Genomic DNA, 12047 nt, shown 5'->3' on the forward strand with positions numbered 1-12047 from the left:
CGGCAACACGCTCGACGACAAGGACGAGCGCTACGCCCGCACCAGCGAATTCCTCGACGTGGTGCGGCTGGAATGGACCAGCGAGAAGCCGTTCAACTACAGCGGCAAGTATTACAACGTCGAGAACGGCTTCTCGCAGGTGAAGCCGTTGCAGAAGGGCGGCATCTACACCTTCGTCGGCGGCGGCTCGGACGCCGCGGTCGAGGTCGCAGGCAAGCACGCCGATACTTTCGCGCTGTGGGGCGAGTCTTACGCGCAGGTGCGCGATGTCACCGCGCGGGTGCGCGCCGCCGCGGCCAGGCACGGAAGGCCGACGCCGCGCTTCAGCCTGTCGGTGCGGCCGATCCTCGCCGACACCGAGGAGAAGGCGTGGAAGAAGGCGGAGCACATCCTCGAGCGCGCCACCGCGCTGCAGGACCAGACCGGCTATCGCCGTCCCAACCACGCGACCGACGGCGCCAAGCGGCTGCTGGCGCTCGCCGATCAGGGCACGCGCATCGACAAGCGGCTGTGGACCGAGATCGCCAAACTGACGGGCGCCAACAGCAACACCACGGCGCTGGTCGGCACGCCCGAGCAGGTCGCCGAGGTATTCGGCGATTATTACGATCTCGGCGTCAGCCACTTCCTGATCCGCGGCTTCGATCCGCTGGTCGATGCGATCGATTATGGCCGGGCGCTGATCCCGCTGACCCGCAAGCTGATCGAAGCGCGCGACCAGCAGCGGGGGATTGCCGCCGAATGATCCGTCTCATTGTTGCGGCCGCGCTTGCGCTCGCCGCCGTCGATGGCGCCGCCGCGCAGACCACATTGCGCGTCGGCGACCAGAAGGGCAATTCGCAGGCCGTGATGGAAGCGGCCGGTGTGCTCAAGGATGTCCCCTACAAGATCGAGTGGAAGGAGTTTGCCGCGGCGGCGCCGCTGCTGGAGGCGCTCGGGGCGGGTGCGATCGACACCGGTCTGGTTGGCGACGCGCCGTTCACGTTTGCGACCGCCGCCAAAATTCCGGTCAAGGCGATCGCGGCGGTGCGGCAGTCGCGCGACGGGCTCGCGGTCGTGGTGCCGGAAAACTCCGCGGTCAAGAGCTTCGACGATTTGCGCGGCAAGAAGATCGCAACCGGCCGCGGCTCGATCGGCCATCAGCTGATCCTGGCGGCGCTGGAATCGAAGGGCTGGCGAGCGAGCGACGTGCAGATCGTGTTCCTCGCGCCGTCGGATGCCAAGGTCGCCTACACGCAAGGTTCGGTCGACGCCTGGTCGACCTGGGAGCCTTACGTGAGCCAGGAAGAAGTGCTGTTCAAGTCGCGCCGCGTCATCACGGCCGACGGCATTACGCCCGGCCTCGGCTTCCAGGTCGCGACACCAGATGCGATCAAGGCCAAGCGCGCCGAGCTCGAGGATTTCGTGCGCCGCCTCGCGGCCGCGCGCGCCTGGTCGCAGAGCAATGTCGAGGGTTACGCTGCCACCTGGGGCCGGCTGATGAACATCCCGCCCGCGGTGCCGCTGAACTGGCTGACGCGCGCCAAGATCCGCATCGCGCCGATCGACGACAGCGTGGTGGCCGACGAGCAGAAGACCATCGACCTCTACGACCGCTGGGGCCTGATCCGGCAGAAGATCAACGCCGCCGACATTGTCGATCGCTCGTTTGGTGCGGCCGTCGAGAAGGGCGCAGGACTGTAGGCAATTTGCAAGCGACACCAGCGTCGTCCTGGCGGAAGCCAGGACCCATTACCCCGGATGGCAGTTGTTGTACGACGCTGGGGCCGCGATCCCGCTCGCTATCAAATTCGGTGATAATGGGTCCTGGCTTTCGCCAGGACGACGGGTGCTTGCACGATTTCGGAATATTGGAAATGTATCCCTGATTTGCCCGACGTGTCAAGCTGCCCGGTCGAAGGCCGGCAGCCGCGAGCTCCTTTGCATGGGGTTGTTTTCGATATTTTGCCAGCGCGCCTGCGGCGGCCCTGCAAGTGGGAGACGTGGACCGTCTGCGCGGAAGCGATTCAACTCCGCACCATTGCACCGCTAACGAACCCGTGATTCAAAACATCCATTCGTCCGCGGGCTGCCGCGCGGCAAGGATTTTCCCCGTTTGGCACATTCCAAAACCGCAACGTTGCTATTTTCGCCACGACCTTGCCACCCCGCCCGGCGCCGCCAAGATCAAAAGCACGAACAATCGAGTCCGGGAGATCACCATGGGCCTTCAACAAACTCGCATCGAGTCGCTGCCGTTTGTGACCGCTGAACTGAATTATCTCGCGCCGACGCCGGGCAAGCCCCGGACCTACGCCTTCGATCCGCCGCCCGGCGAACCCAAATCCACCGCGCTGCCCGAAGCCCACAATGTTCCGATCTTTGACGGGCGTTTGATCGCCAACAGCTTCTCGCTCGATCGCGAGGGCTTTGCGCTGGTCAAGCATCCGACCAGTGTGAAGGACTATTACGACGAGAACGAAGTCCGCAACGTCTACTATCCCGCCGTCGAAGCCTTCCTGAAGGCGACGCTGAAGGCGGATCGCGTTCTCATCTTCGATCACACCGTGCGCAAGCGTGTCGAGGGCGCGGCGGATATCCGCGGCGGTGGTCCGCGCCAGCCGGCGACCCGCGTCCATGTCGATCAGACCGCCGTCTCCGGCCGCAACCGCGTGTTCGAGCACCTGCCCGACGAGGCTGAGCAGCTGGTGAAGGGCCGCGTCCAGGTGATCAATCTGTGGCGCCCGATCCGCGGCCCATTGCGCGATTCACCGCTTGCGATGGCCGACGGTACGACAGTGGCGCCGGAGGATCTGATCGCCTCCGACCTGATCTATCCGAACCGCAGCGGCGAGACCTATTCGGTGAAGTACAATCCGAACCATCGCTGGTTCTACATCCCCGAGATGACGCCGGACGAGGCGATCCTGCTGAAATGCTACGACTCGGCGACCGACGGCCGCACGCGATTCGGGCCGCATACCGCGTTTGTCGATCCGACCACGCCCGCAGACGCCGCGCCGCGCGAGAGCATCGAGCTGCGCACGCTGGTGTTCCATAAGCAGTGAGGGACGCAGTCCCCACAAACTCGTCATGCCCGGGCTCGTCCCGGGCATCCACGTCTTTGGTTCTGCGTGAAGATAGACGTGGATGGCCGGGACAAGCCCGGCCATGACGGCGTCGAGGCAGCAGCATTGCCTCCAAAGTTGGCACCATCCGCCCAATAATGTTACGCCCGTCGCCAAACCGCTCGGGGAAGAGGCGATTCGTGGACGGCGTGGTGACGAAGGAAGAGGCGGGGATCGGATTCCGCGCCCTGGTGCTTGCACTTCTGGCATTGGCCTCCGGCCACATGCTGTCGACGCTGCTGCGGACCATCCCGGCGATCAGCCTCGATCTGATGGCGTCGGATTTCGGCACCTCGCCGCAGGCGCTGGCGAGCCTCACCTCGATCTATCATTTCTCCTTTGCCGCCTCTCAGATCCCGGTCGGCGCCGCGATGGATCGTTTCGGCGTGCGGCCGGTGTCGCTGAGCCTGCTAGCCGGTACCGTGATCGGAACGCTGGTCTCGGCGCTGGCGACGGGGCCTGCGAGCTTTGTGCTCGGCCAGCTCATGCTCGGCGTCGCCACTTCGGGCATGCTGATGTGCCCGATGACGCTTGCGGCCAAGCAGATGTCGGCGGCGAAGTTCGGCCTGTGGTCCGGCCTGATCCTCTCGATCGGCAATATCGGCATGCTGCTGTCGGCAAGCCCGCTGGCCTTCGTGGTCGATCAGTTCGGCTGGCGCGCCGGTTTCTGGGTTTCGGCCGGTTTCGGCATTGTCGTGCTGATCGCGGTGTTCGCGCTGGTGCCGCGGCAGCCGGCGGCGCATGCGGATGATTCCTCGCCGCTGCACCAGATGGCCGAGGTACTGCGGCTCGGCATGTCGCGCGGCCTGCGCGGCCTGATCGCGCTGTCGCTGGTGTCGCTCGGCGCGTCGCTGACCTTGCGCGGCTTGTGGGGCGGCCCGTGGCTGATGGACGAGAAAGGGCTGAGCCGGATCGAGGCCGGCAATGTGCTCGGCCTGTTCACGCTGGCGATGATCGTCGGCCCGGCCTGCATCGGCGCCTTCGATCGCAAGTTCGGGCACCGCCGTGCCATGGTGGCGGTGACGCACGCCATCGCCGCGCTGCTGCTCGTCTTGATGGCGGCCGGTGCACCACATTTCCCGGTCTCGAACCTCTTCGGTGTTACCGTGATGCCGACGCAATATGACCTGGTGCTGTTGATCCTGATCGGGCTCGCGACGTCGGCGCAGCCGCTGATCTACGGCATGACGCGCCAGCTTGTCGCCGCGCAGAACACCGGCAAGGCGCTGTCCTCGGTCAATCTCGCGTTCTTCCTCGGCGCGGCGCTGCTGCAATCGAGCACCGCCGGCGTCGCGGCGCTGTTCGGGTTGCCCGCGGTGCTGCTGTTCATCGCCGGCGCGCTGGTGATCGGGATCGTGCTGTTCCTGGTCTACACCAGGCCTTAAAGCGCGATGAGATTTCCCATCAGATCGTCTGCGCCTGCTTGCGAATCTCGTTGGCGAGCGGCTTCAGCTGTTCGGCCGCGCCGGGTCCCACGAGACTGTAGCCTATGCCGCCGTCGGCCCAGGAGAAGCCGGCGACGTCGCCGCCCGAATGCGGCGCCATCGGTGCGTTCTGGTCCGACGTCATCGGCCGGGTGAGGACGACAAGGCGCTCGCCATGATCGTCGTCATACATGAACATGGCCGCCGGACCGTGCGCAGTCGGCACCACGCGTCCGCCCATGAACCGGTATCCGGACTTGCTCAGATCAGGCAGCTTGACCGGCTGGCGCAATCGGCTGGAAACCCACGCTGCGAGCTCTGTGCTGTCACGCAGCTCCACCGGCCTTGTGTTATCGGAGGCGTACACCTTGTAGGAATCGCTTGCCTCCTCGGCGAGCGCTGCGAGCCCGCCGGCCGGCGCAAGCGCTGCGCCACGGATCATCCATCCACCGAGGCCGCCGATCGAGAGCATCAGCATCGCTGCGATGGCCCAGCGCAACGACGAGGGGCGGCGGCGTGGGCTCTCGATCATCCTGGCGAGGTTGAGCCGCGGCGGCAGCGGCTCCTCGGCGATCGGCAGCAGCGCCGATCGCAAAAGGTTACGCTCATCGGAGTAGGCGGCGATGCGCTTGGCCACATCCGGATGCTTGTCCAGATAGGCACGGACCTCGGCCTCGCGTTCCGGCTCGAGCGCGCGATCGACATAGGCGTGCAGATCGTCTTCTGTAATGGGTCGGTTGCTCATGTCTTGTTCCGCAATTGCACGATATTATGATCCAGGTCGCCGGGCGCCCCCTCCAGTTCGCGATGCAGCCGCTCGCGGGCGCGCGCGAGGCGGGACATCACCGTGCCAACAGGCACGCCGAGCACCTTCGCGGCATCGGCGTAGGACAAATCCTCAACGCCGATGAGCAGCAGCACCGCACGCTGGTCATGCGGAAGCCTGGCGAGCTTCGCCATGACATCGCGATACATCACCTTGTGCTCCTGCGCCGCTTCCTGGCCGAACGAACCCTCGTTGGTTTCGTCGATCGCGACATGAACGGCGCGCACCGTTGCGCGGCGAAACTGGTTGATGGCGAGATTATGCAGGATCGCGAACAGCCACGGGCGCGGATTGTCCGACCGCCGCTGCTCCCAGTGAATGACGGCGCGTTCCAGGCAGTCCTGCACCAGGTCGTCGGCCGCCGCATGGTCGCGGACCAGGGCCCGCGCATAGCGCCGCAAGGCGGGTATCAGCGGCTCGACCAGGTGCAGCATGTCGCTCATGGCGCTTGGACCTGCACGACCGCTCCGAGTTTCGCCGGTTCGCCGGATGCGATGACGAGGTAGCGTCGTTCGGTCCCGGCCGAGTTCTGCACGATCTGCCGGATCGGACCGGCCGCGTTGACGATCGCGGAGCCGGCCGGATTGGTCATGAAGGCTGCCAGCGGCTCCACCATGCCGCCACCGTCGGCGTGTTCGGCCAATCCCAGCACGTAGTGCTGCTTCGGCTCAAGCCCGGTCACGGAAGCCTGCAGCACCTGGATCAGCCCTTGATCGAACAGCGATACGCTGGTCGGCGGCTTCTCGCCCTTGGCTTGCTTTCTCGGTGCGAGCGCGAGGTGAGCGGCCTGGCCGGCGACGCCGAGGGCTTGCAGGTTCTGGCGATCTTCCGGATTTGGCGCGGCGTTCGGCACATAGACGATCGCCTGCGGCGCCTGGCCGATCGGGATATTGGCGATCACCTTGTTGGTCGCGGTGTCGATCGCGGCCAGCGCGTCGGCGTTTTCGAGACCGACATAGACCCGCGTGCCGTCGCCGGACGGCCAGACGCCGTGCGGCAGATTGCCGACGGGAATGGTCGCGACTTGCGAGAAGTCGTCGGTTCGAAACACCTTGACCTCATTGGTGCCGCCGATCGTGACAAAGGCGAGCGTGCCCTTAGGCGTCTTCGCGAAATTGACGTGGTTGGTGATCGGGCCGCTGTCGATGGTCTTGATCAGGTTGAACGGCGGCTTGGCGTTGAACACCTGCGTCCTGCCGACATCCTTCAGCGTGAACCAGACCTGGTCGCCATCGGGCGAGGCCGCGATGTTCGGGCAGAACGGGCTTTCCTGCTTCACCTTGGCGACGATCTGATGGTCTGCGACCGAGACCACGTCAGTCTCCGGATTGAACGACGAACAGATGTAGCCGTATTTGCCGTCGGGCGAGAAGATCTGCATGCCGGGTCCCGCAGGCACCTCGATGCGCGTTGTTTCCTTGAAGCTCTGCGCGTCGATGACCGAGATGTAATTCTCGCCGCGCACCGTGACCCATACTTCCTTGCCGTCGGGCGTGAAGAACGCCTCGTGCGGCGAGCGCCCGACATAGGTGACGTGCTTGACCGCGTTGGTTGCCGTGTCGATGAAGCTCACCGAGTTCGAGCCGATCGAGACCACGGCGAGCGTGCGGTGGTCGGGCGAATAGCCCATGCCGTGGACCAGCACCTGGCCCTTGTAGAGCGGGCTGAAATTGCCCGGCTGCGGGTCGCCGAGCCGGATCACGCCGAGCAGCTTGTTGTCGGCCGGGTCGGTGACCGACACCGTGTTGGAGAACTGCTCGGCGGCGTAGACGCGATCGTGATGGCTGACCGGAATGTCGGGCGAGGACGCAGCGCCCGGCGCCTGTCCGGCGAAAGCAGAGCTCGACATCGCCAGCACGGTCGTGGCCAGCAGGCTCTTGAGGATTTGACGGTTCATCGTTTGAGGCTCCTAGTTCTTCATTCCGTGGGACATGTTCATATGATCGTGAGCAGCGGGCGCCGGGCTCTGCTGCGTCGGGGCGGGCGCGGATGCCGTAACCGGGTCTCCGATCGCGAGCTTCATGGCGTCGATCTCCTGCTGCTGCTCGACGATGATTTCCTGCGCGATCCGGCGCAGCTGCTCGTTCTTGCCGTAGCGGAGCTCGATCACCGCCATGTCGATCGCGCCCTGGTGATGTGGCGTCATCATCGCGACGAAGTCGCGGTCGATGTCGCCGCTCGGCTTGGCCGCCATGTCGTTCATCATCTTGGTCATCGCGGTATCGTTTTCAGCAAGGAAGGCGCTCTCTTCGGCCGTCTGCCCGGTCTGGACCGGATGATGGTCGTCATGCGCAAAAGCAGCCGCCGCAGCTGCAAAAGCGAGCAGGGCGGCGCCGGCGAGCGGCGCGAGGCCGGACTTAAGGAATCGAGGAAGCATTTGCGTTCACCCTGGGAGTTGTCGGGGAGGCCCGAGCGGTTACGGGCTTGGGCCGGCTTGCATGGGTGGGACGCAGCAGCGTGAGTTCTATTCCGTCGTCAGGCAGATTCTTGTCGATCACGACTTGCTGATCGCCGGAATGATCCGTTTCGGCCGGGGCAGCCGATTTGCGATCCGCAAGCCACTGGCTATAAGAAGGAATTCCGGTTTCGATCGACCGGTTCCACCATCCTCCCTGCGCAAATCCTCGCGCCAAGAAGGCCAAGATGTCCGCCAAGATCGATCCGATCACCCGCTCCGTCGTCCAGCACCGCCTGTCGTCGATCGTGAAGGAGATGGGCGAAGCCATGCTTCGCACCTCGTATTCGCAGATCCTCAATTCCAGCCGCGATTTCTCGCTGGCGATCTGCGACACCAACGGGCGGCTGATCGCGCAGGCCGACCACATTCCGGTTCATGTCGGCGCCTTGCCCTGGGCGACGCTGGCGGTCGAGGAGCGCTTCAAGGATGTCGCGCCCGGCGACGTCATCCTGCTCAACGATCCCTATCAGGGCGGCAGCCATCTGCCTGACCTGACCGCATTCGTGCCGGTATTCGATGGCGGGAAAAGGCTGCTCTGGACCATCGTACGCGCGCATCAAAGCGATATCGGCGGCGCCACCCACGGCGCCTACAATCCGGCCGCCACCGAGATCTATCAGGAAGGCATTCGCATTCCGCCGATCAAGCTCTACGAGGTCGGCAAGCCGCGCGAGGATCTGCTCGACCTGCTGGCGCTCAACATCCGCAACCCCCGTGAATTCCGCGGCGACCTCGCCGCAATGCTCGGGGCCGCGCATCTCGGCGAGCGGCGCGTCGCAAAACTGTTCAGCGAGTTCGGCGCGGAGACGGTCGAAGCCGCGATCGAGGCGATTTTGGACGCGACCGAGCAGCAGACCCGCGCCGTGGTGTCGACCTGGAAGGACGGCGTGTTCCATGGCGAGGCGCTGCTCGACGATGACGGCCACGGCCGCACCGACATCAAGATCGCCGCCAAGGTGACGAAGAAGGGCAGCGACATCGAGGTCGATCTCACCGGCTCCGATCCGCAGTCGACCAGTTTTGTGAATTCGTCGCACGCCAACATGCAGGCGGCGGTCGCGATGGCCTTTGCCTATCTGATCGACGCCGACATTCCCAAGAACACCGGCGCGCTGCGGCCGCTGAAGGTGGTAGCGAAGCAGGGCACGATTGTCTGGGCCGATCCCGGCCGTCCCGTCACCTTGTGCACCAGCCATCCATCCAACGAGATCGTCGAAGCCATCATCAAGGCGATGTCGGCGTCCTGTCCGGATCGCGTGATGGGCGGCTGGGGGCGCCGTTTCCGCATCGCGATCCAGGGTGAGGACCCGCGCAACGGACGGAATTTCATCTGGCACATGTTCCAGGCTCGACCCGGCGGCGGCGCCTCGCCGGGCGGCGACGGTTATTCGTCGATCGGCGAATGGCACTCGGTCGGCGGGCTCAAATTCGGCAGCATCGAGGTGGCCGAGGTGCGCTTTCCCCTGCATTTCCGCCAGCACGAATACCGGCCGGACTCCGGCGGCGACGGCCAGCATCGCGGTGGGCTTGGCGTCGCGCTCGACATGGTGCTGGAGACGCAAAAGCCGGCCAAGGGCAACACCGCCGGCGACGGCGCGCGCCATGGTCCCTGCGGCATGCTCGGCGGCAAGGACGGCGAGCCGCATCACTACCGGCTGCTCTCGGAAGGCCGCGCGCCGCGCGTGTTGAAGACCAAGGAAGTCGGCATCGAGCTGCGCCCCGGCGATTGCCTCGAGATCCGGTCTTCCGGCGGCGGCGGCTGGGGGCCACCGGAGAAGCGCTCGGCGGACGCGCGGGCGCGCGACCTTGCGCAAGGTTTGGTTTCGAAAGCGGTGTAGGCAGCGATGTACACGATTGGGGTCGACGTCGGCGGCACTTACACCGACCTGGTTGCGACGGATCAAACCGGGCGCACCGTTTTTGCGAAATCGCCGTCCACGCCGGCCGATCAGTCGATCGGCGTCATGGCGGGATTGGAAGAGTTGGCGCGCCGCCTCGGCGTGACGCGCGCGGCGATGCTCGCCGCGACCGATCGCCTGGTACACGGCACGACGGTTGCGACCAATGCGCTGCTCGAGCGCAAGGGCGCCAAGGTCGCGCTGCTGACCACCGAAGGTCATCGCGACGTCGTCGAGATGCGCGAGGGGCTGAAGCCGGACCGCTACGATCTGCGCACGCCGCCGCCCGAGCCGCTGGTGCCGCGCGAGCGCCGCTTTGGCGTGCGCGAGCGGCTGAAGGCCGACGGCAGCGCTGCGGTTGCGCTCGATGCCGCCGCGCTCGGCGACGTCATCGCCGAGGTGAAACGCTCGGGTGCGAATTCCGTCGCGGTCTGCTTTCTGCACGCTTATCTCAACCCGGCGCATGAGCTCGCCGCCGTCGAGCAACTGGCGAAGGAGCTGCCCGACGTCAGCGTGTCGCGCTCGAGCGATGTGCTGCCGCAGATCAAGGAATATGAGCGCGTCTCGACCACCATCGTGAACGCCTATGTCGCGCCGACGGTGCGGCGCTATCTCACCAATCTGGAGCGTAGCCTGCATGAGGCGGGCTTCAAGGGCTCGCTGTTCGTCGTGCTGTCGCATGGCGGCATGGCGCCGGTGGAGGAAGCCTCGCGGCTCGCCGCGGGCACGGTGCTGTCGGGGCCGGCCGGCGGCATCTCCGGCAGCCGCCGCTGCGCCGAGATGCTCGGGATCCCCGATCTCGTGCCGTTCGACATGGGCGGCACCTCGACCGACATCTCGCTGATCGCGGATGGCCAGGCCTCGCTGTCGGCGGATGGCATGCTCGCCGGCCAGCGCATTGCGCTGCGCAGCCTCGACATCGCCAGCATCGCCGCCGGCGGCGGCTCGATCGCGAGCGTCGACGGCGGCCGCACGCTGCGGGTCGGGCCGGAGAGCGCGGGCTCCGTACCGGGTCCGGCCTGCTACGGCAATGGCGGCACGGCTGCCACCGTCACCGATGCCAATGTCGTGCTCGGCTATCTCGATGCCGCCGCCTTCATGGGCGGCGCGCGCCCGCTCGACCGCGCGGCGTCGGAGGCCGCGGTGGACCGGATCGCCGCAGCGCTCGAGCTGTCGCGGATCGAGGCCGCCGCCGGCATCTACAAGATGATCAATCTGAAGATGGCCGACGGCATCCGCCTGATGACGCTGCGTCGCGGCGTCGATCCGCGCAAATTTGCGTTGCTCAGCTTCGGCGGCGCCGCCGGCATGCACGCCGCCGAGGTTGCGCGCGAGCTCGAGATCAAGCGCATCATCGTGCCGACGGTCGCCTCCGTCCTATCGGCCTGGGGCATGCTGACCAGTGATCTGCGCTACGAGGTCAGCCGCACCCATTACGGCACGGGCCGGATTTCCGCCGGCGAAGTCCGGGCCTTGTTCGCCGGGCTGGAAGCGCAGGCGGCGGGGCGGCTGCGCGACTGGTTCAAGGGCGACATCGCGATCGAACGCTCGGCCGAGATGCGCTACGGCGAGCAGGTGTTCGAGATCGACGTGCCGCTCGGCGACCTCGATCTCGGCGCCGCCGATCTCGTGGCGCAAATCGAGGAGCGCTTCCATCGCCGCCACGAGGAGCTCTACACCTATGCCTCGCGCGGCCAGGAGGTGGTGTTCGTCAACGCCCGCGTCGCCGCCGTCGGCAAGGTGGCGCGCGGCAGCAGTGATGCCGGAAAGGCCAGCTCGGCTGCGCCCTGCGCGCCGCGCGGCAAGCGGCAGGCCTGGTTCGGTGCCTGGCGCGAGGTGCCGGTCTATGCGCTCGACGATCTCAGGCCGGGCCAAGCGCTGGCCGGTCCCGCGATCATTGAGGCTGAAACCACCACCGTCCTGGTCGACAGCGGTGACCGCGTCGCGGTCAACCCGCTGGGCTGGCTCGACATAACATTGCGCTGATCGCCAAGTCGGAACTGCACTCCCTCTCCCGCTTGCGGGCAGGGCTATCGCATGTGCGCTCGATCCCTCCACAGACTCGTCATGCCCGGCCTTGTGCCGGGCATCCACGTCTTGGTTTCCGCGCGAAAAAGACGTGGATGGCCGGGACAAGCCCGGCCATGACGATGTGGAAATAGCGCCGCCAAGCTTTTCGCCGCCATATGCGATTGCCCTGCGCTTGTGTTTGGTCCCTGCTGATTGGTTTGATGGAATCGGTGTAGAACGAGGCGTGGCCTTTGTCAGGGAGCACCTCGGGTCATGGAACTGAGCCTGCACGCGAACGCCACGACGACGCCGAAGACGCGCGCC

The 12047-nt window shown here is 65.9% G+C and carries 10 protein-coding genes; 6 read left to right on the plus strand and 4 right to left on the minus strand.

Features of this window, described 5'->3' with window-relative positions:
- From I6F38_RS41980 to I6F38_RS41995, 4 genes are all read left to right on the plus strand, one after another.
- A partial coding sequence (locus I6F38_RS41980) for an LLM class flavin-dependent oxidoreductase (RefSeq protein WP_225164506.1) occupies positions 1 to 745 on the plus strand: 745 nt, incomplete at its 5' end.
- On the plus strand, positions 742 to 1683 hold the full coding sequence (locus I6F38_RS41985) for an ABC transporter substrate-binding protein (RefSeq protein ID WP_225164507.1): 942 nt from the start codon (positions 742 to 744) through the stop codon (positions 1681 to 1683). The genes I6F38_RS41980 and I6F38_RS41985, both read left to right, overlap by 4 nt.
- A gap of 518 nt (positions 1684 to 2201) precedes the next feature.
- Positions 2202 to 3047, plus strand: coding sequence for a CmcJ/NvfI family oxidoreductase (locus I6F38_RS41990; protein ID WP_225164508.1), 846 nt, complete (start codon positions 2202 to 2204; stop codon positions 3045 to 3047).
- Positions 3048 to 3256: 209 nt separating this feature from the next.
- Complete coding sequence (locus I6F38_RS41995; RefSeq protein ID WP_225164515.1) at positions 3257 to 4492, plus strand: MFS transporter; 1236 nt, start codon at positions 3257 to 3259, stop codon at positions 4490 to 4492.
- Between the two features lie 19 nt (positions 4493 to 4511).
- Here the strand turns inward: I6F38_RS41995 and I6F38_RS42000 are convergent, their stop codons facing one another.
- Genes I6F38_RS42000 through I6F38_RS42015 form a run of 4 tightly spaced genes read right to left on the minus strand, consistent with a single transcriptional unit; the run spans position 4512 to position 7734 of the window.
- The gene (locus I6F38_RS42000) at positions 4512 to 5276 is read right to left on the minus strand and encodes an anti-sigma factor (protein WP_225164509.1); all 765 of its coding nucleotides are present in this window, start codon (positions 5274 to 5276) and stop codon (positions 4512 to 4514) included.
- Positions 5273 to 5800 (minus strand): sigma-70 family RNA polymerase sigma factor, encoded by a 528-nt coding sequence (locus I6F38_RS42005; protein WP_225164510.1) that lies wholly within the window; start codon positions 5798 to 5800, stop codon positions 5273 to 5275. The genes I6F38_RS42000 and I6F38_RS42005 overlap by 4 nt, the downstream gene beginning before the upstream one ends.
- Positions 5797 to 7254: a YncE family protein gene (locus I6F38_RS42010; RefSeq protein ID WP_225164511.1), complete on the minus strand. Its 1458-nt coding sequence runs from the start codon at positions 7252 to 7254 to the stop codon at positions 5797 to 5799. The genes I6F38_RS42005 and I6F38_RS42010 overlap by 4 nt, the downstream gene beginning before the upstream one ends.
- Before the next feature lie 12 nt (positions 7255 to 7266).
- Positions 7267 to 7734 carry a DUF305 domain-containing protein gene (locus I6F38_RS42015; protein ID WP_225164512.1) on the minus strand — a complete coding sequence of 156 codons (468 nt, stop codon included), beginning with the start codon at positions 7732 to 7734 and terminating at the stop codon, positions 7267 to 7269.
- 266 nt (positions 7735 to 8000) lie between these two features.
- Between I6F38_RS42015 and I6F38_RS42020 the strand changes: the two genes are divergently transcribed.
- The gene (locus tag I6F38_RS42020; protein WP_225164513.1) at positions 8001 to 9653 is read left to right on the plus strand and encodes a hydantoinase B/oxoprolinase family protein; all 1653 of its coding nucleotides are present in this window, start codon (positions 8001 to 8003) and stop codon (positions 9651 to 9653) included.
- A 6-nt stretch (positions 9654 to 9659) separates the two neighbouring features.
- Positions 9660 to 11699: a hydantoinase/oxoprolinase family protein gene (locus I6F38_RS42025; protein ID WP_225164514.1), complete on the plus strand. Its 2040-nt coding sequence runs from the start codon at positions 9660 to 9662 to the stop codon at positions 11697 to 11699.
- The last annotated feature ends 348 nt before the right edge of the window (positions 11700 to 12047 follow it).

This window comes from Bradyrhizobium sp. BRP56, from assembly GCF_020194035.1.
Lineage (GTDB): Bacteria > Pseudomonadota > Alphaproteobacteria > Rhizobiales > Xanthobacteraceae > Bradyrhizobium > Bradyrhizobium australafricanum.